This window comes from Xanthomonas translucens pv. cerealis, assembly GCF_006838285.1.
Lineage (GTDB): Bacteria > Pseudomonadota > Gammaproteobacteria > Xanthomonadales > Xanthomonadaceae > Xanthomonas_A > Xanthomonas_A cerealis.
The window spans coordinates 1,292,290-1,315,304 of record NZ_CP038228.1; the positions used below are offsets into that span (position 1 = coordinate 1,292,290).

Annotated in this window: 13 protein-coding genes; 7 read left to right on the forward strand and 6 right to left on the reverse strand. The window is 67.9% G+C overall.

Going from position 1 to position 23,015, the window contains the following annotated elements; genetic code table 11:
- The first annotated feature begins 12 nt into the window (after positions 1–12).
- Genes E4A48_RS05755 through E4A48_RS05775 form a run of 5 tightly spaced genes read left to right on the forward strand, consistent with a single transcriptional unit; the run spans position 13 to position 5,382 of the window.
- Positions 13–1,356 (forward strand): UDP-glucose dehydrogenase family protein, encoded by a 1,344-nt coding sequence (locus E4A48_RS05755; RefSeq protein WP_039009627.1) that lies wholly within the window; start codon positions 13–15, stop codon positions 1,354–1,356.
- Entirely contained in the window at positions 1,319–1,582 is a 264-nt protein-coding gene (locus tag E4A48_RS05760) for a SlyX family protein (protein WP_052235175.1), read from the forward strand. Before E4A48_RS05755 ends, E4A48_RS05760 begins: the two co-directional genes overlap by 38 nt.
- 21 nt (positions 1,583–1,603) lie before the next feature.
- Positions 1,604–2,398 (forward strand): DUF2058 domain-containing protein, encoded by a 795-nt coding sequence (locus tag E4A48_RS05765; protein ID WP_142742032.1) that lies wholly within the window; start codon positions 1,604–1,606, stop codon positions 2,396–2,398.
- A 2-nt stretch (positions 2,399–2,400) separates the two neighbouring features.
- A complete protein-coding gene (locus E4A48_RS05770; RefSeq protein WP_409976362.1) occupies positions 2,401–4,545 on the forward strand; it encodes an acyltransferase family protein in 2,145 nt (714 codons plus the stop codon).
- Between the two features lie 33 nt (positions 4,546–4,578).
- Positions 4,579–5,382 (forward strand): transporter, encoded by an 804-nt coding sequence (locus tag E4A48_RS05775; protein WP_039009632.1) that lies wholly within the window; start codon positions 4,579–4,581, stop codon positions 5,380–5,382.
- 152 nt (positions 5,383–5,534) lie between these two features.
- On the opposite strand, the gene metH is transcribed toward E4A48_RS05775, so the two are convergent.
- The 3 genes from metH to E4A48_RS05790 form a co-directional block, all read right to left on the reverse strand.
- Entirely contained in the window at positions 5,535–8,315 is a 2,781-nt protein-coding gene (gene metH / locus E4A48_RS05780; protein WP_039010089.1) for a methionine synthase, read from the reverse strand.
- A 108-nt stretch (positions 8,316–8,423) separates the two neighbouring features.
- A complete protein-coding gene (locus E4A48_RS05785) occupies positions 8,424–9,572 on the reverse strand; it encodes a homocysteine S-methyltransferase family protein (RefSeq protein ID WP_142742033.1) in 1,149 nt (382 codons plus the stop codon).
- Positions 9,569–10,552, reverse strand: coding sequence for an ArsR/SmtB family transcription factor (locus E4A48_RS05790; RefSeq protein ID WP_039009636.1), 984 nt, complete (start codon positions 10,550–10,552; stop codon positions 9,569–9,571). Before E4A48_RS05790 ends, E4A48_RS05785 begins: the two co-directional genes overlap by 4 nt.
- A 93-nt stretch (positions 10,553–10,645) precedes the next feature.
- On the opposite strand from E4A48_RS05790, the gene E4A48_RS05795 reads away from it, so the two are divergent.
- Entirely contained in the window at positions 10,646–11,827 is a 1,182-nt protein-coding gene (locus tag E4A48_RS05795) for an acyl-CoA dehydrogenase family protein (protein ID WP_176717193.1), read from the forward strand.
- Between the two features lie 179 nt (positions 11,828–12,006).
- On the opposite strand, the gene E4A48_RS05800 is transcribed toward E4A48_RS05795, so the two are convergent.
- Genes E4A48_RS05800 through E4A48_RS05810 form a run of 3 tightly spaced genes read right to left on the reverse strand, consistent with a single transcriptional unit; the run spans position 12,007 to position 17,126 of the window.
- The gene (locus tag E4A48_RS05800; protein ID WP_142742034.1) at positions 12,007–15,180 is read right to left on the reverse strand and encodes a multidrug efflux RND transporter permease subunit; all 3,174 of its coding nucleotides are present in this window, start codon (positions 15,178–15,180) and stop codon (positions 12,007–12,009) included.
- Positions 15,181–15,192: 12 nt separating this feature from the next.
- A complete protein-coding gene (locus E4A48_RS05805; RefSeq protein WP_142742035.1) occupies positions 15,193–16,470 on the reverse strand; it encodes an efflux RND transporter periplasmic adaptor subunit in 1,278 nt (425 codons plus the stop codon).
- Positions 16,467–17,126 (reverse strand): TetR/AcrR family transcriptional regulator, encoded by a 660-nt coding sequence (locus E4A48_RS05810; protein ID WP_039009643.1) that lies wholly within the window; start codon positions 17,124–17,126, stop codon positions 16,467–16,469. Before E4A48_RS05810 ends, E4A48_RS05805 begins: the two co-directional genes overlap by 4 nt.
- 304 nt (positions 17,127–17,430) lie before the next feature.
- Here E4A48_RS05810 and E4A48_RS05815 point away from each other — a divergent pair, with 304 nt between their 5' ends.
- Positions 17,431–22,491, forward strand: coding sequence for an NAD-glutamate dehydrogenase (locus tag E4A48_RS05815; RefSeq protein WP_185910723.1), 5,061 nt, complete (start codon positions 17,431–17,433; stop codon positions 22,489–22,491).
- The last annotated feature ends 524 nt before the right edge of the window (positions 22,492–23,015 follow it).

A 23,015-nucleotide genomic window follows, 5' to 3' on the forward strand; every position in this document is an offset into this window, starting at 1 on the left:
AAGGGAGATTACATGCGTGTAGCGATATTCGGCACCGGCTATGTCGGGCTTGTCACCGGAACCTGTCTGGCCGAGGTAGGCCATCACGTGGTGTGCGTGGACATCGACCAAGCCAAAGTGGATGGGCTCAACAAGGGCGTGGTCCCGATCTACGAGCCTGGCCTCTCGCCGATGGTCAAGGCCAATCACGCCGCACGGAGACTGTTTTTCACTACCGACGCGGCCAGCGCCATTGCGCATGGAGATATCGTGTTCATTGCCGTCGGCACGCCGCCGGACGAGGACGGTAGCGCCGATCTGCAGTACGTGCTTGCTGTGGCCCGTACCATCGGCCAGCACATCCAGGGACCGACCGTGGTGGTCAACAAGTCGACGGTGCCGGTCGGGACCGCAGACAAGGTGCGCGCGGCGATCGCCGCCGAGCTGGACAAGCGCGGCGAGAGCATCGAGTTCGACGTGGTGTCCAATCCGGAATTCCTGAAGGAAGGCGATGCGGTCGCCGACTGCATGCGTCCGGACCGCATCGTGATCGGCAGCAGCAAGCCGGGCACCGCCGCGCGCCTGCGCCGGCTGTACGCACCTTTCAACCGCAACCACGACCGCATCGTGGAGATGGACGTGCGTTCGGCCGAGCTGACCAAGTACGCGGCCAACGCGATGCTGGCGACCAAGATCAGTTTCATGAACGAGATCGCCAACATCGCCGAACGGGTCGGCGCCGATGTGGAGAAGGTGCGCCAGGGCATTGGCTCGGATCCGCGCATCGGCTGGCACTTCATCTATCCGGGCGCCGGCTACGGCGGCTCGTGCTTCCCCAAGGACGTGCAGGCGCTGGCGCGCACCGCGCACCAGTACGGCCACGAGGCCAAGCTGCTGGATGCGGTGGAAGCGGTCAACGAGGCGCAGAAGGGCCACTTGTACGAGCTGATCCAGCGCCATTACGGCGGCCAGAGCGTAGCCGGCAAGACCTTCGCGGTGTGGGGCCTGGCGTTCAAGCCCAATACCGACGACATGCGCGCCGCATCCAGCCGTCGTCTGTTGGCGCAGCTGTGGGAGGCGGGGGCGACGGTGCGTGCCTACGATCCGGAAGCGACCGAGGAAGCCAAGCGCATCTTCGGCGAACGCGACGACCTGAGCTTCTGCGAGGACGCCTTCGCCGCGCTGGAAGGCGCAGATGCGTTGGTCGTAGTCACCGAATGGAAGCAGTTCCGCAGCCCGGATTTCACCCGGATCAAGGAACTGCTCGGCGACGCGGTGGTGTTCGACGGCCGGAATCTCTACGATCCGCAGGAAATCGAGACCTTCGGCCTGGCTTACTATGGCATCGGCCGAGGGCGTTCGATCAGTGAAGCATGACTTCTCCACCCAGGATCGATTGCTGGAGAACCGGTTGATCGAGCTGGAGACGCGCCTGTCCTTCCAGGAACAGGCGCTGTCCGAGGTGAGCGATGCGTTGGCCGAGGCACGCGCCGAAAGCCAACGCAACGCCACGCTGCTGCGCCACCTGCTCGAAGACCTGGGCAAGGTGCGCAGCACGCTGTATGCCGACGCCGCCGACGAACCACCCCCTCCGCATTATTGATACCGATCCGATCCTGCCACGATGAGCGATACCCTCCGCGACCAGCTGCTGGGCCTGGGCTTCAAGCCTGTGCCGAAACCCGAACGCCCAGAGCGCAACGCCACGCCCGCGCAGCCGTCGCGTGGGCGGCACGGCCAGCATCAGGGGCATGGCCACAAGCCGTCAGGCGCGCGTGGCGAACGCCCGCACGCCGCTGGCAAACCCGGTGGCGGACGCGCGCATGACGGCGCCGGCCGTGCGCGTGGCGACGGCGCCGCTCGCCCGCATGCGGCAGGCGACGGCCGTGGCCGTCCGCAGGCTGCGGGCAGGTCGCAGGGGCCAAGCCGTCCGCAGGGCGCGCCTGGCCAGCAACCGGCGCGGCCGCAATCGGCACGGCCGCCGCGCTCGCGCGAGGACATCGATCTGGCCAAGGCCTATGCGATCCGTGCGCAGCGCGAGAAGGACGAGCGCATCGAGGCCGAGCGGCTCAAGCAGGAACAGGCACGGCTGCGCCGCGAGGCGCGGGCCAAGCTCGACGACCTGCTCAAGGACCAGGCGCTGAACCACGCCGAGGCCGACATCGCCCGCCATTTTCCCTATGGCGGCAAGATCAAGCGCATCTACGTCACCGCCGAGCAGCTCAAGGCGCTCAATGCCGGCGAGCTGGGCGTGCTGCAGCAGAACGGCCGCTACCTGCTGGTGACGGCGGCGCTGCTGGATCAGGCCGAGGCGATCTTCCCAGCGTCGGTGGCGCTGCGGGTGGATCCGAACGCCACGGCCGAAGAAGATCCCTACGCCGATCCGAAGTACCAGATCCCCGACGATCTGGTCTGGTAAGCATGGCGTTCCCAGGGATGGGGAGCGCAGGCACCGAGCGCCTGCATCGGCCATCGCCCGCGTACGCAGCGGGCGGCTATCTGCCGTATATCGACGGACTGCGTGCGTTCGCGGTGCTGGCGGTCATTGCCTACCACCTGGATCCGGCCTGGCTGCCGGGCGGGTTCACCGGCGTCGATGTGTTCTTCGTGATTTCCGGTTTCGTGGTCAGCGCCTCGCTGCAGCGCTTGCCGGCGGCCGGCAGCTGCGGCGTGTTCGCGCAGTTCTACGCGCGGCGCATGCGCCGCATCGCGCCGGCGCTGCTGGCCTGCCTGCTGGTCACCGCGCTGGCCAGCGGCCTGTTCATTCCCGACTCCTGGTTGAGCGAGACCAGCGCCAAGACCGGGCGCATGGCCTTCGTCGGCCTCAGCAACTGGGTGCTGGCTGCGACAGGCAACGATTATTTCTCGCCGAAGGCCGAGTTCAATCCGTATACGCACACCTGGTCGCTGTGCGTGGAGGAACAGTTCTACCTGCTGTTCCCGCTGCTGTTCCTGGCCTGGAACCGTGGCGGCCGCGGCCGCGTGTGGTCGCTGCTGCTGGTGGCACTGGCCTCGGCCGGCTCGCTGGCGTATGCGCTGCTGCGCAGCCGCGGCGGCGGCGAGGCCGGCGATGCGTTCTACCTGACCACCGCGCGCTTCTGGCAACTGGGCAGCGGCGTGCTGCTGTACCAGGCGCTGGCGCGGAGCGGGCGTTTCGATGCCGGCGCTGCACCAGCGCCGTGTGCCGCCTGGAACTGGCGTTCGCCGCTGCTGGCATTGGCGCTGGGGGCGGTCGGTTACGGATTGTGGCGTGCACGCCCCGGGTACTCGCCGTGGCCCGATGGCCTGTGGCCGGTGCTCGGCACGCTGGGCCTGCTGGCCCTGCTGCACGGCGCGCCCGCCGGCTTGATCAAGCGGGCGCTGTCGCAGCGCGCGGTGGTGGCGATCGGCCGCGTGTCCTATTCGCTATACCTTTGGCATTGGCCGGTCTTCGTGCTGTTCCGCTGGACCGTGGGCCTGGAATCGGCGCTGGCCAAAGCGCTGGCGCTGCTGCTGGTGGCGGCGCTGGCGATCGCGTCGTACCGCTGGGTGGAACTGCCGTGGCGCAGCGGCCGCATCGGCAGGATGCGCACCCCGGCGCGAACCATCGCCACCGGGCTGGGCCTGATCCTGCTCGCCGCCGGCATGCATGCGCTGCTGCTGGACACGCAGCGCTACTACTCGCTGAGCACGGTGAGCCGGCATCCGCTGGACTGGTACGCGTATGCCAAGGGCATGCGCAAGGAGTTCCCGCATTGCACGCTGAAGACCGGACGGGCGGAGCTGCATGTCGGCAGCGCCAAGCTGGTCGAGCGCGGCGACTGCGACTTGCATAACCGCGATGGCGGGCAGCTGTTCGTCGCCGGCGATTCGCATGCGCTGGCCTACAACGAACTGCTGCGCCGCTTCGCGCTACAGAGCGGGGTGGCGGTACGGCTGTACGGCGTCGGCGGGTGTCCGATCGTCGGCCTGCAGGCCTGGCAGGCGACGCATGCTGGATGTCAGGCGTACGAGCGCAGCACCATGGCCGACGTGCAGGCGCAGGCGCGCGCCGGCGACGTGCTGTTCCTGCCCGCGCTGCGGCTGCTGCGTCTGGCCGAGCAGACCCAGTTGTTCGACGAGGCGGCGGTGATGTCCGAGCAGGATAGCGCGCAGGCGCAGGCGGTACGCGCAGCTGGCGAGGACGCAGCGGTGGCGCTGCTGCAACCGCTGGCGCAGCGCGGCGTGCGCATCGTGTTCGAAGCGCCCAAGCCGCTGTTGCGCGCGCCGCCGTATCGCTGTTCGGACTGGTTCAACCGCGGCAACGCGATCTGCGCGCGCGCCACGCAGATCCCGCGCGACACGATGGAGCGCTACCGCGCGCCGGTACTGCAGAGCCTGCAGCGGATCGCCGCGCGGCTGCCGCATGCCTCGGTCTGGGATCCGTTGCCAGTGCTGTGCGAGCCGCAGCGTTGCGCCGGCATGCGCGACGGGCATCCGCTGTTCTTCGATGCCGATCACCTCAGTGGCTACGGCAATCGGCTGTTGTTGCCGAGCTTCACCGCACATTTCAAGGCGCTGCAGTCACAATCGGGGGCGACGCAGTGAGCCACGGCGTTGCCCATTTTTTGGAGTCGGACGATGATCATAGCCATTCCTGTTGGCCCGCAGCGAGCGAACGTTCGCATCCGGCGCGCGGGGTACGCGCTGGTTGTGCTTGGCGGCCTGGGCGCGGTCGGAGCCGCCCGCGCCGATGACGCGCCGGCCTTCGATCGTCCCGGCATCGGCTTCGCCTCGCAAACCCTGCCGGCCGGTAGCGTCGCCTTGGAGCAGGCGCTGTCGGACGTGAGCTACGACCGCAGCAGCGGCGTGCGCAGCACCGAGTACGTGGCCGACAGCCGCTTGCGGATCGGCCTGAGCGCGCGGGCGGAGCTGCAATTGGCCCTCGACAGCCAGGTCTGGCAGCGCGTGCGCGGCACCGGCGAGGATTTCCGCGGGCACGGCGGCGGCGATGCCAGCGTCGGCCTGAAATGGGCGCTGCCGAGCGCGCGCGACAGCTTTTCCTGGGCGCTGCTCGGTACCGCCGCGTTACCGGTGGGGCGTGCGCCGTACGGCGACGACGGGCATCGCTACGACCTCGGTGTCAGTGCCGGCTGGGATCTGGACGGCGGGCGCAATGTCGCGTTGTACGCCAACCTCAGCGACAGCGATGACGGTCATGGCTGGACCGTGTCGCCGAGCTATACGTTCTACGCGCAGGGCAACCTCAGCGCCTATGCCGAAGCCGGCATCGGCGGCGGCGAGGACGAGATGCGCGCGCTCGGGACAGGACTGACCTGGTTGATCGCGCAGCGTGTGCAACTGGACCTGTCGGTGCTGCGCGGGCTGTCCGCGCCGACCTCGGATTGGCAGGGCGGGCTGGGCGTGTCGGTGCTGTTGCGCTGAGCTGCTGTTAGCCCCTCTCCCGCCGGGAGAGGGGTTGGGGTGAGGGTCCAGCGCGAAGCGTGTCGCGGAGTTTGGGTGCATGAGGCTACGCCCGTATCCTCATCCGCTGCTGCGCGCCACCTTCTCCCGGTGGGAGAAGGAACCGCCGCCCCTCACTCCGGATCGTAGTCCAGGTTCGAGGCCAGCCAGCGCTCGGCCTGCAGCAGCGGCACGCCCTTGCGCCGCGCGTAGTCGGCGACCTGTTCCTTGCCCAGCCGGCCGACCACGAAATACTGACTCTGCGGATGGCTGAAGTAATAGCCGGATACCGCCGCGGTCGGCAGCATCGCGAAGCTTTCGGTCAGTGACATGCCTGCGTTGCGTTCGGCGTCTAGCAGCGCGAACAGGGTCTTCTTCTCGCTGTGTTCGGGGCAGGCAGGATAGCCGGGGGCAGGGCGGATGCCGCGGTACTTCTCGGCGATCAGCGCCTCGTTGTCCAACACCTCATTGTCCGCATAGCCCCAGAATTCGCGGCGCACGCGCTGATGCAGGCGCTCGGCCAAGGCCTCGGCCAGGCGATCGGCCAGGGCCTTGAGCAGGATCGCGTTGTAATCGTCGTGCGCCGCCTCGAAGCGCGCCACGTGCGGCTCGATGCCGATGCCGGCGGTGACCGCGAACGCCCCGATCCAGTCCTGCTTGCCGCTGTGCTTGGGCGCGATGAAATCGGTCAGGCAGAAATCGGGGCGCTCGACGGGTTTGTCGACTTGTTGGCGCAGGAAGTGCAGGAGATGCCGGGACCGGGGACCGGGGACCGGGGACCCGAAAAAAGCAGGGGCCTTTTCCGATGGCAATGCAGCTGCCGGCTGTTCCGGGTCCCCGGTCCCCGGTCCCCGGTCCCGATCCAGCCAAACCTCCACATCATCCCCCACCGCCTGCGCCGGCCACAGCCCGAACACCGCCTTGGCAGTCAGCCATTTCTCGGCGACGATGCGCTTGAGCATCGCGCGTGCGTCGCGGTACAGGTCGCTGGCCTGCTGGCCGACCACCGCGTCGCTGAGGATCGCCGGGAACTTGCCGGCCAGTTCCCAGGCTTGGAAGAACGGGGTCCAGTCGATCAGTTCGATCAGCTCGGGCAGCGGATAGTCGTCGAACACGTGCAGGCCTGGCTGTTTCGGCACCGGCGGCGTATAGGCGTCCCAGCCGCCGTCGAAGCGTTGCGCGCGCGCCTTTTCCAGCGATACCAGGCGCTTGGCGTCGCCACGGTTCTTGTGACGCTGGCGGATCTCGGCGTAGTCGGCGTCGTTGGCGGCCACGAACGCGGCGCGCAGCTCCTTGGAGATCAGCGACTGCGCCACGCCGACCGCGCGCGAGGCGTCTTTCACCCACACCGTCGGCGCGGCGTAGTGCGGATCGATCTTCAGTGCAGTGTGCGCGCGCGAGGTGGTGGCGCCGCCGATCAGCAGCGGTATCGAGAAGCCCTGCCGCTGCATCTCGCGGGCGACGTGGCTCATTTCCTCCAGCGATGGAGTGATCAGCCCGGACAGGCCGACGATGTCGGCGTTCTCGGCACGCGCGCGGTCGAGGATGGTCTGGGTCGGCACCATCACCCCCAGGTCGATCACGTCGAAATTGTTGCAGGCCAGGACCACGCCGACGATGTTCTTGCCGATGTCGTGCACGTCGCCCTTGACCGTGGCCATGATGATCTTGCCGTTGGACTTGCCGGTGTCGCCGGTGCGCAGCTTTTCCGCCTCGATATACGGCAGCAGGTAGGCCACCGCCTTCTTCATCACTCGCGCTGACTTGACCACCTGCGGCAGAAACATCTTGCCGGCGCCGAACAGGTCGCCGACCACGTTCATGCCGTCCATCAGCGGGCCTTCGATCACATCCAGCGGGCGCGTGGACAGCTGCCGCGCTTCCTCGGTGTCCAATTCCACATAGGCGTCCACGCCGTGCACCAGCGCGTGCGCCAGCCGCGCGCGTACCGGCTTTTCGCGCCAGCTCAGGTCCTCGACGCTGCTCTGGCCCTTCTTGCCCTTGTAGCGCTCTGCGATCTCCAGCAGGCGCTCGGTGCCGTCGCGGCGGCGGTTGAGGATCACGTCCTCCACGCGCTCGCGCAGGTCCGGGTCCAGGTCGTCGTAGATCGGCATGCCGCCGGCGTTGACGATGCCCATGTCCATGCCTGCGGCGATGGCGTGGTACAGGAACACCGAGTGGATCGCCTGGCGTACGGTTTCGTTGCCGCGGAACGAGAACGACACGTTGGACACGCCGCCGGACACGTGGCAGTGCGGCAGCGTCTTGCGGATGATGCGGGTGGCCTCGATGAAGTCTACCGCGTAGTTGTCGTGCTCCTCGATGCCGGTGGCCACGGCGAAGATGTTCGGGTCGAAGATGATGTCTTCCGGCGGGAAGCCGACCTGCTCGGTCAGGATCCGATAGGCGCGGCTGCAGATCTCGACCTTGCGCGCGCAGGTGTCGGCCTGGCCCTGCTCGTCGAACGCCATCACCACCGCGGCGGCGCCGTAGCGCAGCACCTTGCGCGCGTGCTCGACGAACACCGCCTCGCCTTCCTTCAGCGAAATCGAGTTGACTACGCTCTTGCCCTGCAGGCACTTGAGCCCGGCCTCGATCACGCTCCACTTGGAGGAATCGACCATGATCGGGATGCGCGCGATGTCCGGCTCGGACATGATCAGGTTGAGAAAGCGTGTCATCGCCTTCTCCGAATCGATCAGGCCCTCGTCCATGTTGACGTCGAGGATCTGTGCGCCGCTGGCGACCTGCTGGCGCGCCACCTCCACCGCTTCCTCGTAGCGTTCTTCCTTGACCAGCTTGCGGAACTGCGCGCTGCCGGTGACGTTGGTGCGCTCGCCGACGTTGACGAACAGCAGGTCCGGGGTCAGCAGCAGCGGCTCCAGGCCGGACAGACGGGTAATGCGCACGGACATGGTCAGCCTTGCAGGGTCGTTGCGGTGGGCGCACGTGCGCCAGCGGCGGGGGCGGCGCTCGCCGCGCCGCGCGCGCATGCAGGAAGCGGCAGCGGATGCGCGCGCATCTCAGGCCGCCTGTGCCTGCGCCGCCAACGGCGTGCGCGGACGCAGCCCGCGCATCGCCTCGGCGATCGCCTGGATGTGCGCCGGGGTGGTGCCGCAGCAGCCGCCGACCAGGTTGAGCAGGCCGGATTCGGCGAACTCCTTCAGCGTCGCCGCCATTTCCTCCGGGGTCTCGTCGTACTCGCCGAAGGCGTTGGGCAGGCCGGCGTTGGGATGCGCGCTGACGTAGCTGTCGGCGATCCGCGCCAGTGTCTCCACGTGCGGGCGCAGGTCGCTGGCGCCGAGCGCGCAGTTCAATCCCACCGACAGCGGCCGGCCGTGCGCCACCGAGGCGTAGAACGCTTCGGCGGTCTGCCCGGACAGGGTGCGCCCGGAGGCGTCAGTGATGGTGCCGGAGATCATCACCGGCAGGCGTCCGCCGCGCGCGTCGAACACTTCCTCGATCGCGTACAGCGCCGCCTTGGCGTTGAGCGTGTCGAAGATGGTTTCCACCATCAGCGTGTCGGCGCCGCCGTCGATCAGGCCCTCGACCGCTTCGCGGTAAGTGCCGCGCAGTTCGTCGAAGCTGGTGTTGCGGAAACCGGGATCGTTGACGTCGGGGCTGATCGAGGCGGTGCGGCTGGTCGGGCCGAGCACGCCGATGACGAAGCGCGGCTGGTCCGGGGTGAGCGCCTCTACCGCGTCGCAGCAGTCGCGCGCGACCCGCGCGCCGGCCTTGTTCAATTCGTAGACCAGGTGTTCCAGGTGGTAGTCGGCCTGGCTGATCGAGGTGGCGTTGAACGTGTTGGTTTCCAGCAGGTCGGCGCCGGCGTCGAGGTAGGCGCGGTGGATGCCCGCGATCACCTCCGGCCGCGACAGCAGCAACAGGTCGTTGTTGCCTTTCAGGTCGTGGCCCTGCGGCGCGGCGTGGTCGCAGCCGGGACCGTGCACGTGCCCGGTGTGCGCGCTGTCGTAGCCGGCGGCGAAGCGCTCGCCGCGGTAGTCGGCCTCCTGCAGATCATGGCGCTGGATCATGGTGCCCATCGCCCCGTCGATGATCAGGATGCGTTCGGCTAGGGCCTGCAGGAGTTTTTGCGTGCGCTGGGGATGTAGCCAAGGTGCCGGGACCGGGGACCGGGGACCGGGGACCGGGGAAGTGAAAGATGCGCTCATGCCGTTGCTCCTGCTTTTGCCTTTCCGGGTCCCGGGTCCCCAATCCCCGGTCCCGGCTTCACCGCAATCAACGACACCACCTCGAAATGCGGCGGCCGCTTCTCGCGGGTCACGGTTTCCAGGCTGGACACGTCCAGCCCCGCTTTGTGCACGAACTTGCGCAGTTCCTTGGAGGCGAAGCCGAGGTTGACGTGGCCGTAGGCATGCACCGCGGCCTTGTGTTCGTGGCGGGCCAGGCTGCACAGCAGCAGGCGCCCGCCGGCGCGCAGCACCCGCGCCGATTCGGCCACCGCCTGCGCCGGCTTGGCCGCGTAGGTCAGCGCGTGCATCATCACCACCAGGTCGAAGCTGGCGTCGGCGAACGGCAGCGCGTGCATGTCGCCTTCGCGCACTTCCACGTTGCCCAGCCGGCGCAGGCGTTCGCTGGCCGCGGCCACCACCCGTGCGCTGGTGTCGATGCACACGTAGCGGCGCGCATGCGGGGCCACCAGTTCGGCCAGCACGCCGTCGCCGGAGGCGATGTCGAGCACGTCGCCGGTCTCCAGCAGCGGCAGCGCGGTGCGCGCCAGCGCTTCCCAGGTGCGCCCGGGCGAGTAGTGGCGTTCCATGTCGCCGGCCACCGAATCGGCCCAGTTCTGGTCGGCGGCGCGGTTGGCCAGCACCGCGGCCACGCGTTCGGCGTCCTGGCGCAGCAGCGGATCGTCGCTGCCGGTGCTCAGCGCCAGCCACAGCGCACGCTGCGCCGGGTCCAGTTGCGCCTCGTCGAAGCGGTAGTAGGCCGACACGCCGGCGCGGCGGTCGCGCACCAGCCCGGCTTCCTTCAGCTTGGCCAGGTGGGTGGACACGCGCGGTTGCGCCAGGCGGGTGATCGCCGACAGCTCGGCCACGGTTAGCTCTTCCTGCTCCAGCAAGGCCAGCAGGCGCACCCGGGTCGCATCGGCGAACACCTTCAGCCGGGTCGACCAGTCCTCCAGATCCATAATATCTTCCTATCGCGATATAGAGATATTCTGGTCCTGCGGGTGGATCGGGTCAAGTCGTGCACACGCCAGCGTATGGTCTGGGTGGCTACAATGGCGCACCAGACAGCCCGGGAGGGGTTCTACGTGGATTTCAGCTTTACTGAAGAGCAATTGATGATCCAGGACGTGGCGCGACGCATCGCCCAGGAACGGATCGCCCCGAGCGCCGAGCATCATGACCGCACCGGTGAGTTCCCGCTGGAGAACATCCGCCTGCTCGGCGAGAACGGGTTGATGGGCATCGAGGTGCCGGAGCAATACGGCGGTGCCGGCATGGACCCGATCGCCTACGTGCTGGCGATGGTCGAGATCGCCGCCGGCGACGCCGCCCATTCCACCATCATGTCGGTCAACAACTCGCTGTTCTGCGCCGGCATCCTGAACAACGGCGACGAGGCGCAGAAGCAGAAGTACGTGCGCGCGATCGCCGACGGCAGCCACATCGGCGCGTTCGCGCTGACCGAGCCGCAGTCCGGCTCCGACGCCACCGCGATGCGGTGCCGGGCGGTGCGCCAGGACGACGGCAGCTTCGTCATCAACGGCAAGAAGAGCTGGATCACCTCCGGCCCGGTCGCCAAGTACATCGTGCTGTTCGCGGTCACCGATCCGGAGCAGGGTTCGCGCGGTATCACCGCGTTCGTGGTCGACACCGACAAGCCGGGTTTCCACCGCGGCAAGACCGAGCCCAAGCTCGGCATCCGCGCTTCGGCCACTTGCGAGATCGAGTTCCAGGATTACGTGGCGAGCCCGGACGAGGTGCTGGGCGTGCCGGGCGAGGGCTTCAAGATCGCGATGAGCGTGCTCGACGCCGGCCGCATCGGCATCGCCTCGCAGGCCATCGGCATCGCCCGCGCCGCCTATCAGGCCACCCTGGACTACGTGAAGGAGCGCAAGGCGTTCGGCTCGCCGATCGGCGCGTTCCAAATGACCCAGGCCAAGATCGCCGACATGAAGTGCAAGCTCGACGCGTCGCTGCTGCTTACGCTGCGCGCGGCATGGGTGAAGGGGCAGGGCCAGCGCTTCACCACCGAGGCCGCGGTGGCCAAGCTGACCGCCTCCGAAGCGGCGATGTGGATCACCCACCAGGCGGTGCAGATCCACGGCGGCATGGGCTATTCCAAGGAAATGCCGCTGGAGCGCTACTTCCGCGACGCCAAGATCACCGAGATCTATGAAGGCACTTCGGAGATCCAGCGGTTGGTGATTGCGCGGAATGAGACTGGGTTGCGGTGATGGAGCCGGGACCGGGGACCCGGGACCCGGGACCCGGGACCCGGAAAAGCGTGAGGCAAACGCAAAAAAAAGCGGCCGAAAGGCCGCTTTTTTTGCTTCTGCCGGTGTGGAGGTTGGTGGCAACCCGGTAGCCTTTGACCCCCGGGTCCCCGGGTCCCCGGTCCTTGGTTCCGAAAGCCTCACCTATCCGGCTGTTTCCGGTTCTGCCCTTCCTGCTGGATCGCCACGTATTCCTTCGACGGTTCGTCCAGTTTGTCGCCGAGCATGCGCCGCACCACTACGAAGAACAGCGGGATGAACAGCACGCCGAGCAGGGTGGCGAACACCATGCCGCCGATCACGCCGGTGCCGATCGAGTGGCGCGCGTTGGCGCCGGCACCGCTGGAGATCGCCATCGGCAGTACGCCGAGGATGAACGCGAACGAGGTCATCAGAATCGGGCGGAAGCGCAGGTGCGCCGCCTCGGTGGCCGCTTCGCGCAGGGTCTTGCCTGCCGCACGCTGCTCCACCGCGAACTCCACGATCAGGATCGCATTCTTTGCCGCCAGGCCGATCACCGTGATCATGCCGATCTTGAAGTAGATGTCGTTCGGCAGGCCGCGCAGCAGCGAGAAGGTGATCGCGCCGAGCACGCCGATCGGCACCACCAGCAGCACCGACACCGGGATCGACCAGCTCTCGTACAGCGCCGCCAGGCACAGGAACACCACCACGATCGACAGCACCAGCAGCAGCGTGGCGCTGTTGCCGGCGATGATCTCCTGGTACGACATGCCGCTCCAGTCGAAGCCGAAGCCCGGCGGCAGGTCGTTGTTGACGATCTCCTCCATCGCGCTCATCGCCTGGCCGGAACTGCCGCCCGGGGCCGGATTGCCGACCACGTTGACCGCCGAATAGCCGTTGTAGCGGCTCAGCGACGGCGAGCTGTAGATCCAGTTCGACTTCACCACCGTGCTCAACGGGATCATCTGCGGCAGGCCGTCGCTGTCGGTGGCGCTGCTGCTGGGCACGTAGAAGTTGCGCAGCGACTCCGGACCGGTGCGGAACGGCGCGTCGGCCTGCATGTTGACGCGCTTGATCCGGCCTTCATAGAAGAAGTCGTTGACGTACACCGGCGCCAGCATCATCTGGATCGACTGGTAGATGTCGCTGACCGACAGGCCCATCGACTGCGCCTGCACCCGGTCCACGCTCAGCTGCAGCTGCGGCGCGTTCTCCAGGCCGTTGGGGCGGACCCCGGCCAGCGCATCCTGGCGCGCGGCGGCCTTGCCGAGCAGGATGTTGCGCGCCTGCATCAGCGCCTCCTCGCCAGCGCCGGTGCGGTCCTGCAGCCACATGTCGAAGCCGCCGAACTGGCCCAGACCGTTCACCGTGGGCAGGTTGACCACGAAGATCTGCGCGCCCTTGATGCCGTAAAACATCCCGTTCAACTGCCCGATCAGGTCGGTGGCGGTGACGTCGCGGTCGGCCCACGGCTTGAGCCGGATGAAGCCCATGCCAACGTTCTCGCCGCGGCCCAGGAAACTGAAGCCGGCCACCTGCAGCATGCCTTCCACGGCCGGTTGATTGGCGAGCACGCCGCGCATCTGCGTGAACACGTCGTTGGTGCGGGCCTTGGTCGCGCCCGGTGGCAGCTGCACGATCGCCAGCGCGAAGCCCTGGTCTTCCTCGGGCAGGAAGCTGCCGGGCATGCGCGTGAACAGGAAGCCGCACAGCACCACCAGCAGCGCGAACACCGCCATCCAGCGCGGCGCGCGGCCGATGGTGCTGCCGACCGCGCCGACGTAGCGGTGCGCCAGCTTGTCGTAGTACTTGTTGAAGGTGCGGTACACCCAGTTCGGGTTCTCGTTGTGGGTGGCCTTCAGGAACGCCGCGCACAGCGCCGGGGTGAAGCTCAGCGCCAGGAACGCCGAGAACCCCATCGCCATGGCGATGGTGATCGCGAACTGCTTGTAGATCGCGCCGGCTGCGCCGGGCTGCATCGCCGAGGGGGTGAACACCGCCGCCAGCACCACGGTGATCGCCACCACCGCGCCGGTGATCTGGGTCATCGCCTTCTGCGTGGCCGCCTTCGGCGCCAGGTGTTCTTCGGACATGATGCGTTCGACGTTCTCGATCACCACGATCGCGTCGTCGACCACGATGCCGATCGCCAGCACCATCGCGAACAGGGTCAGCTGGTTGATGGTGAAGCCGATCACCCACATGCCCAGGAAGGTACCCAGCAGCGCCACCGGGATCACCAGGGTGGGGATGATGGTGGCGCGGAAGTTCTGCAGGAACACCAGCATCACCAGGAACACCAGCACGATCGCCTCGGCCAGGGTCTTGACCACTTCCTCGATCGAGATCCGCACGAAGGTGGTGCTTTCGTACGGGGTAAACCAGCTCACGCCCTGCGGGAAGCTCGGCTGCAGCTCGTCCATCTTGGCCTTGACCGCCTCGGACACGTTCAGCGCATTGGCGCCGGGCAGCAGCTGGATCGCGAACGCGCCGGTCGGCTTGCCGTTGTACTGGGTGTCGAAGCCGAAGCTGGTCGGGCCGAACGCAACCCGCGCCACGTCCTTCAGCCGCACCACGCTGCCGTTGCCGTCCGCGCGCAGGATGATGTTCTCGAACTGCTCGGGCGAGCTGAAGCGGCCTTCGGCGGTGACCGTGGCGGTGAACGACTGCCCCGACGGGGCCGGATCGGAGCCGATCGAGCCGGCGGCGAACTGCACGTTCTGCGCGCTGATCGCGTTGTACACCTGGCTTGGGGACAGGTGATAACCCTGCAGCTTTTCCGGGTTCAGCCAGATGTCCATCGCGTATTCGGCGCCGAACTGCTGGGTGCTGCCGACGCCGGGCACGCGCGAGATCTGCTCCAGCACGCGCGAGCCGACGATGTCGTTGAGCGCGCTGCGGTCGATCGACGGGTTGTCCGAACGCAGCGCGATCACGCTGAGGAAGCCGGCGTTGGCCTTGGCCACCACCACGCCCTGCGCGGTCACTTCCGAGGGCAGGCGCGGCGTCGCCAGCGACACCTTGTTCTGCACCTGCACCTGGGCGATGTCGGCATTGGTGCCGGTCTCGAAGGTCAGGGTGACGGTGGCGGTGCCGCTGGAGGAGGACGAGGAGTTGAAGTACAGCAGGTGATCGATGCCGGTCAGCTGCTGCTCGATCACCTGGGTGACCGAGCGTTCGGTGGTGTCGGCGCTGGCACCGGGGTAGGTCGCGGTGACGGTGACCTGCGGTGGCGCGATCGAGGGATAGGATTCGACGCCGAGGTTGAGGATGGCGATCACGCCGCTGAGCGAGATCAGGATCGCCACCACCCAGGCGAAGACCGGGTGTTCGATGAAGAACTTAGGCATGGCGGGGGTCCGTTACTGCTGCTCGGGCTTGGAATCGGCCGCGGCGGCCGGCGTGTCGCCGCTCGCTGCGCCCTGCGGTTGGCCGGCGGCCTGGTCCTGCGACGCGGCGGCAGCGGGCGCCTGGCCCTGCGGCGCGGCGCCGCCCGGCGCCTGGCCCGCTGCGTCCGGGCTCCACGGCGTGGCCTTGGCCGGCGCGCCTTCCTTGGCCTTTTGCAGGCCGGAGACGATGATCTGGTCGCCGCCGGCCAGGCCGGAGCCGACGATCCACTTGCCTTCCTGCTGGCCGACCGTGACCACATCCTTGCGCGCTACCTTGCCGTCCTTGCCGACCACCAGCGCGTAGGCGCCCTTGGCATCGCGCTGGATCGCCTGCTGCGGGATCAGGTAGGCGTTATTGCGCTTTCCCAGGTTGGCGGCGAAGCTGACGAACGCGCCGGGCAGTAGCACCCGGTCCGGATTGGGCAACAGGGCGCGCAGGGTCACCGAACCGGTGCTCGGATCCACCGCGGTGTCGGAGAAGTCCAGCGTGCCGGATTGCGCATAGACGCTGCCGTCGCCGAGCTTGACCTGCACGGTCGATTTGCCAGCGTCGTTCAGTGCCACGTTGCCCTGGGTCTGCGCCTGGCGCAGCTGCGCCAGTTCGTCCGAACTCATCGAGAAGTTCACGTACAGCGGGTCGAGCTGGTCGATCGTGGTCAGCAGGGTGGTGTCGCCCTGGCCGACCAGCGCGCCTTCGGTGACCTGCTGCTTGCCGGCGCGGCCGGCGATCGGCGCGGTGACGGTGGCGTAGCCCAGGTTGATGCGTGCGCTTTCCACCGCAGCGCGCGCCTGCTGCACCGAAGCGGCCGAGGTGCGCTCGGTGGCTTCGGCGCTGTCCAGGTCGGACTTGGACACATAGGCTTGCGGCGCCAGGCTGCGCGCACGGCCGGCAGCGACCTTGGCGTTGGCGTAGGTCGCTTCGGCCGCGGCCAGCTGGCCCTGCGCCGAGGCCAGCGAGGCGCGCAGCGGCGCCGGGTCGATCTGGAACAGCGGCTGGCCTTCCTTCACGTCGGTGCCTTCGGTGTACAGGCGCTTCTCCAGCACCCCGGCCACGCGGGCGCGCACGTCGGCGCTGCGGTACGCGGACAGGCGCCCGACCATGTCGCGCTGCAGCGGCAGCGTCTGCGGCCTGGCTTCCAGTACGCCCACTTCCGGCGGCGGCATGGCCTGCGGTTCCTCTTGTTTCTTGCAGGACGCCAACACCACCATGACGGCGCAGGCCAGGGCGAGGGAACGCAACGGGGAGGTCATCGGGTGGTACTCCGGTCTGGTGTTGAAAACGAAAGGGAAGCGGCGGCGGGCGCGGCGAACGCGCGCAGGAAGCCATCGACGGCGAATTCGGCCCAGGCGCGCTGCGCCGCGGCGTCGCTGCGATGCGCCGTATGGAAGCGCTGGCGCTCGAAATCCATGCCGACGATCATGCTCAACAGCAGTTCGGCCATGCAGTGCGGATCGTCACGGCGCAGCTGGCCGTCGGCCACCGCCAGCTGCAGGCGCTCGCTCAGGCGCTGCATCAGCGCCTGCGCGCTGTCGCGGAACAGGGCGCGCACCTGCTCGGGGAAATGCCGCGATTCGGCCGCGATCAGCTGGCAGCTCTGCAGCACGCGCGGCTCGGACAGCTGTTCCAGGTGCTCGCGGGCGAACCGCAGCAGGCTGCCGCGCAGTTCGCCCTGCGCCGGACCCAGGTGGGTGGCGCTCAGTTCGGTATGGTCCTGGATCACCCGCTGCAGCAGATCCTGCTTGCTGCGGTAGCGGCTGTACAGTGTCTGCTTGGAGCAGCCGGCGCGGGCGGCCACCGCATCCATGCTCAGGCGCATGCCGGCTTCGGCCAACAGTTCGCGCACAGCGGCGTACACGCGTTGATCGCGCGCCTGGGACTGGCGGAGCGGGGCTGGGGAGGCGGTCATTGAATGTGGACTATACCGTCCAGTTTAGAATTAGAACAGCCTTGACAGCAGCGCTGTCGATCGCAAAGCGCGTCGATCGCAACAAGTCGCGACATCGGCGACGCTCTCCCGCAACAGGTGATGGCCGTGTGACGGCGGCGTGCTGGCGACGTCGCGCGACGTGGCGTGTGGTTTCGCTGCCCATCCCGGTTTGCGCCATGCAGCAAGGGAGTTGCACACGTCACCGGTACAATTCCGGCTTTCCCAATGAGCATCGTTGTTGCTCCCCGTCATGAAACCCAAATCAGACGCCTCCCGTTCCAGCATGTCCTCGGCCGGATCCTCCAGCAAGTCCGCGTCCAAGCCCGCTCCCACCTCGTCCAAGTCCGCCAAGGCGGCCAAGGCCGCCCCGGTTGCCGCCAAGCGCACCGCGCCGCGTGCGGCCGCCACGGTGCGGGCGAGCGCGGCAGTGCCGGCCGCGGCCGCTGGCGGCTTCAGCCTGGAGCCGGTGTACGCAGCGCTGCGCCAGCGCTATCCGAGCGGCCGCCAGGCCGAGGCGCAGCTGTTCGCCGAGGAGTTCTACAGGCGCATGGAGGAGGACGAGTTTCCCCACCACAGCGCGCAGGAGTGGGCGGCGCTGGCGGCGTCGATGCTGGAGTTCGCGCGCAAGCGCAAGCCGGGCACGGTCAATGTGCGGGTGTTCAATCCTAGCCTGAAGCAGGACGGCTGGGAGTCCTCGCGCACGCTGCTGCAGATCGTCAACGACGACATGCCGTTCCTGGTCGATTCGGTGAGCATGGCGCTGTCGGAGCTGGGCATCGGCGTGCACGTGCTCGGCCACCCGGTGTTGCGCATGAGCCGCGACAAGGCCGGCACGCTGGAGACGGTCGGCGAGGGCAAGCCCGAATCGCTGATGTTGCTGGAGATCGACCGGCAGCCGCCGGAGGACATGCCGCGGGTGGATGTGGCGATCCGGCGCATCCTCGGCGAGGTGCGCAACATCGTGCGCGACTGGAGCGGCATGCGCGAGAAGATGCTGACCCTTGCCGACGACCTGACCACGCGGCGCCTGCCGGTGGACGACAAGGGCCGGCGCGAGGCGCAGGAGTTCCTGCGCTGGGCCGCGGCCGACCACTTCACCTTCTTCGGCTACCGCGAGTACCGGGTCGAGAAGCAGGGCGGCGAAGACGTGCTGGCGCCGCTGGAGGACAGCGGCCTGGGCCTGTTGCGCGGCCACGACAAGTCGCCGGCGCGGCCGGTGCGCACGCTGGCCGCGCACGGCCTCAGCGAATCGGGGATCAAGGAAGCGCTGATCCTGACCAAGACCAATGCGCGCTCGCGGGTGCACCGCAGCGGCTACATGGACTACATCGGCGTGCTGGAATTCGACGCCAAGGGCCGCATCGTCGCCGAGCAGCGCTTCCTCGGCCTGTTCACCTCCAGCGCCTACAACCGCCGGCCGTGGGAGATCCCGCTGGTGCGCGAGCGCTACGACTACGTGATGCGCAGCTCCGGGCTGACCCCGAGCAGCCACAGCGGCAAGGCGCTGCGCCACATCCTGGAGACGCTGCCGCGCGAGGAGCTGTTCCAGTCCAACGAGGAAGAGTTGTACCGCACCGCGATGGGCATCCTCGGCCTGCAGGAGCGGGTGCGCAGCCGCCTGTTCCTGCGCCGCGACAAGTACGGCCGCTTCATTTCCGCGCTGGTCTACCTCCCGCGCGAGCGCTTCAACACCGACGTGCGCCTGCGCATCGAGGCCTTGCTGAAGGACGCGCTGCACGGCGAATACATCGATTCCAGCGTGGTGCTGGGTGAATCGCTGCTGGCGCAGCTGCACCTGATCGTGCGGCCCAAGCCGGGCGAGGCGCTGGAATTCGACACCACCGAACTGGAAGCGCGCCTGGCGCACCTGCTGCGCAACTGGCAGGACGACCTGCGCGAGGCGCTGGTCGCCAGCCGCGGCGAGCGCGACGGCCTGCGCCTGTCGTCCAGCTACGGCCGCGCGCTGCCGGCCGGCTACATCGAGGAATCGACCGCGCAGATCGCCGCGCGCGACGTCGAACGCCTGGCCGCGCTGCGCGGTCCCGACGACCTGCACCTGAGCCTGCAGGCGCTGCGCCGCGACGGCGCCGACAGCCTGCGCCTGAAGTTGTACCGCCAGCGCGACGACCTGCCGCTGTCGGACGTGCTGCCGATGATGGAGAACCTGGGCCTGCGGGTGATCTCCGAACGCCCGTACCGGCTCACCGTGGACGGCACGCTGCTGTACATCCAGGACTTCGAAGTGGAGCCGCTGGCCGGCAGCCTCGACGTCGAACGCGCCGATGCGCCGCTGTGCGAAGCGTTCGTGCGCATCTGGCGCGGCGACGCCGAGAACGACGGCTTCAACCGCCTGATCGTCGGCGCCGGACTGCGCTGGCGCCAGGTGGCGATCCTGCGCGGCTACTGCAAGTACCTGCTGCAGACTGGCGTGCCGTTCTCGCAGGCCTACGTCGAAGAAACCTGCAGCCGCTATCCGCTGCTGGCGCGGCTGTTGGTGGAACTGTTCGAGGCGCGTTTCGATCCGGCCACCGGCAGCGAGAGCAAGGCGCAGATCGCCGATGGCCAGGCCGCGCTGGCGGCGCAACTGACCCTGCTGGCGGGTGCCGACGACGCTGCGCTGAAGGCGGTGCACACGGTGATCGACGCGCGCGGCGGCGACCGCGCCGCGCAGCTGGAGGCGGCCAACGCCGCGCTGCTGAAGCTGTTCGACCAGGTCGCCAGCCTCGACGAGGACCGCATCCTGCGCAGCTTCAAGGGCGTGATCGAAGCGACCCTGCGCACCAGCTACTACCAGACCGGCAAGGATGGCAGCCTGGGTCATTGCATCAGCTTCAAGCTCGATTCGGCCAAGGTGCCGGACCTGCCCAAACCGCGCCCGTACCGTGAGATCTTCGTGTACGGCCCGCGCGTGGAAGGCGTGCACCTGCGCTTCGGCGCGGTGGCGCGCGGTGGCCTGCGCTGGTCGGACCGGCGCGAGGATTTCCGCACCGAGGTGCTGGGCCTGGTCAAGGCGCAGATGGTCAAGAACACGGTGATCGTGCCGGTCGGCGCCAAGGGCGGCTTCTTCTGCAAGCGCTCGCCCGCTGGTGGCGACCGCGACGCGGTGCTGGCCGAAGGCATCGCCTGCTACAAGCTGTTCATCCAGGGCCTGCTCGACATCACCGACAACATCGTCGGCGGCAAGATCGTGGCGCCGCCGCAGGTGGTGCGCCACGACCAGGACGATCCGTACCTGGTGGTCGCCGCCGACAAGGGCACCGCCACCTTCTCCGACATCGCCAACGGGCTGGCGATCGACCACGGCTTCTGGCTCGGCGACGCGTTCGCCTCCGGCGGCTCGGTCGGCTACGACCACAAGGGCATGGGCATCACCGCGCGCGGCGCCTGGGAGTCGGTCAAGCGCCACTTCCGCGCGCTGGGCCGCGATTGCCAGAGCGAAGACTTTAGCGTGGTCGGCATCGGCGACATGTCCGGCGACGTGTTCGGCAACGGCATGCTGCTGTCGCGGCACATCCGCCTGCTGGCCGCGTTCGACCACCGCCACATCTTCCTGGATCCGACGCCCGATCCCGCGGCCTCGTTCGCCGAGCGCGAGCGCCTGTTCAAGCTGCCGCGATCCAGCTGGGCCGACTACGACGCCAAGCTGATCAGCGCCGGCGGCGGCCTGTATCCGCGCACGCTGAAGTCGATCGAGATCAGCGCGCCGGTGCGCGAGGCGCTGGGCCTGGAGGCGAACGTCAAGCAGCTCTCGCCGAACGAACTGATGAACGCCATCCTCAAGGCGCCGGTTGACCTGTTCTGGAACGGCGGCATCGGTACCTACGTCAAGGCCGCCAGCGAGAGCCACGGCGACGTCGGCGACCGCGCCAACAACGGCCTGCGCGTCAACGGCGGCGAGCTGCGCTGCAGGATCGTCGGCGAAGGCGGCAACCTGGGCCTGACCCAGCTCGGCCGCATCGAGGCCGCGCAGGTCGGGGTGCTGCTCAACACCGACTTCATCGACAACTCGGCCGGTGTGGACACCTCCGACCACGAAGTCAACATCAAGATCCTGCTCAACGACGTGGTGCAGGCCAGGAAGCTGAGCGTGGCGGCGCGCAACACGCTGCTGGCGTCGATGACCGACGAGGTCGCCGAGCTGGTGCTGTGGGACAACATCCGCCAGAACCAGGCGCTGAGCCTGATGGAGCGGATGAGCGTCAAGCGCCTGGGCTCCAAGCAGCACTTCATCCGCACCCTGGAAGCGCAGGGCCTGCTCGACCGGCAGATCGAATACTTGCCCTCGGATGCGGAGATCTCCGCACGCAAGGCGCGCGGCCAGGGCCTGACCCGGCCGGAGCTGGCGGTGCTGCTGTCCTACTCCAAGTTGGTCGCGTTCCAGCAGCTGCTGGAATCGGACATCCCAGAGGATCCGTACCTGTCCAAGGAGCTGCAGCGCTACTTCCCGCAGCCGCTGCAGAAGAAGTACGCCGATGCGATGGAGCGGCACCGGCTGAAGCGCGAGATCATCGCCACCGCGGTCACCAACACCACCATCAACCGCATGGGCGCGACCTTCCTGATGCGCATGCAGGAAGACACCGGGCGCAGCATCGGCGAGGTCGCCAAGGCGTACACGATCAGCCGCGAGACGCTGGACGCGCGCGCGCTGTGGACGCAGATCGACGCGCTGGATGGGCAGGTGCCCGAGTCGGTGCAGATCGATGCGCTGGAAGTGATCTGGAAGCTGCAGCGCGCGTTCGTGCGCTGGCTGCTGTTCCGCCCCGGCCCGATGCCCGGCATCACCGCGGCGGTGGAGCGCTACCACGAGCCGTTCAACGACATCCGCGTCGCCTCCGGCGTGCTGTCGGACTCGCAGCGCCCGCTGTACGAAGCGCTGGTGCAGGAATGGCAGGACAAGGGCCTGCCGGCGGCGCTGGCGCAGCAGCTGTCGGAACTGCGCTTCCTGGAGCCGGCGTTCGACATCATCGAGATGGCGCGCACCCGCAAGCTCAAGCCGGTGGAGGTGTCGAAGCTGCATTTCCGCCTCGGCGAGGCCTTGCAGCTGCCGTGGATCGTCGAGCAGATCGACGCGCTGGAGGTCAACGGCCGCTGGCATGCGGTGGCCCGCGGCGTGCTGCGCGACGAACTGGCCAAGCACCACAGCGCGCTGGCCGGACAGGCTCTGGCGTTGCCAGGCGGCAATGCCGAGGCCAAGGTGCAGCAGTGGTTGCAGCGCGACGACAGCAGCCTGCGCTTCACCTTGAACATGCTGCAGGAGCTATCGGCGCAGAAGGCGCTGGACTACCCGACCGTGTCGGTGGCGGTGCAGCGTCTCGGGCAGCTGGCGGCGCACGGCGTGTGACATCACACGGCGCTTGACCCAACCGTTTGCGGCGCAAACGGTTGGCGCCGCCGTGGGCCACGCCGCGCCTGTCCCCCGCGGCTTTGCCGCGCCCCGCTTAAGGACTGGGCGAGCGAGATCACCGACTTCCCCGATGACCGGTCCGAGGCGGTGATTGCGCATGAGATAACGGATAAGGCCAAAGCCGCATACAAGCGCGACAAGATGCTGGAGAAGCGGCGGAAGATGATGGGAGCGTGGGCAAGCTACTGCGCGTCTTCAACTGCGCAGCCTGGCGCATGGCGTTTTCCCATACGGGCGCCTTACTTGATTGTGGAGTGTCGCACTTGAAAGTTGAGTCTAAGCCCGCCTCTTACAGCCACTGCACAATGCGGCCCTTTCCTGCGAGAAGGTCGTCGATTTTTTGAGCGCTGCAGAACGTGGATCCGCAGCATCGTCTCAACAATGAGGAGCGGGGGGGATTCTAGCAAAAAAGCCAGCATTGAGCTAACTCACTGCCATTAAAGAATTTTTCGCGGACTCCT

Excerpts from the sequence above, each read along its gene's own strand:
- E4A48_RS05755 (WP_039009627.1), top strand. The coding sequence starts at position 13 with ATGCGTGTAGCGATATTCGGCACCGGCTATGTCGGGCTTGTCACCGGA.
- E4A48_RS05760 (WP_052235175.1), top strand. The coding sequence starts at position 1,319 with ATGGCATCGGCCGAGGGCGTTCGATCAGTGAAGCATGACTTCTCCACC.
- E4A48_RS05765 (WP_142742032.1), top strand. The coding sequence starts at position 1,604 with ATGAGCGATACCCTCCGCGACCAGCTGCTGGGCCTGGGCTTCAAGCCT.
- E4A48_RS05770 (WP_409976362.1), top strand. The coding sequence starts at position 2,401 with ATGGCGTTCCCAGGGATGGGGAGCGCAGGCACCGAGCGCCTGCATCGG.
- E4A48_RS05775 (WP_039009632.1), top strand. The coding sequence starts at position 4,579 with ATGATCATAGCCATTCCTGTTGGCCCGCAGCGAGCGAACGTTCGCATC.
- metH (WP_039010089.1), bottom strand. The coding sequence starts at position 8,315 with ATGTCCGTGCGCATTACCCGTCTGTCCGGCCTGGAGCCGCTGCTGCTG.
- E4A48_RS05785 (WP_142742033.1), bottom strand. The coding sequence starts at position 9,572 with ATGAGCGCATCTTTCACTTCCCCGGTCCCCGGTCCCCGGTCCCCGGTC.
- E4A48_RS05790 (WP_039009636.1), bottom strand. The coding sequence starts at position 10,552 with ATGGATCTGGAGGACTGGTCGACCCGGCTGAAGGTGTTCGCCGATGCG.
- E4A48_RS05795 (WP_176717193.1), top strand. The coding sequence starts at position 10,646 with ATGGCGCACCAGACAGCCCGGGAGGGGTTCTACGTGGATTTCAGCTTT.
- E4A48_RS05800 (WP_142742034.1), bottom strand. The coding sequence starts at position 15,180 with ATGCCTAAGTTCTTCATCGAACACCCGGTCTTCGCCTGGGTGGTGGCG.
- E4A48_RS05805 (WP_142742035.1), bottom strand. The coding sequence starts at position 16,470 with ATGACCTCCCCGTTGCGTTCCCTCGCCCTGGCCTGCGCCGTCATGGTG.
- E4A48_RS05810 (WP_039009643.1), bottom strand. The coding sequence starts at position 17,126 with ATGACCGCCTCCCCAGCCCCGCTCCGCCAGTCCCAGGCGCGCGATCAA.
- E4A48_RS05815 (WP_185910723.1), top strand. The coding sequence starts at position 17,431 with ATGTCCTCGGCCGGATCCTCCAGCAAGTCCGCGTCCAAGCCCGCTCCC.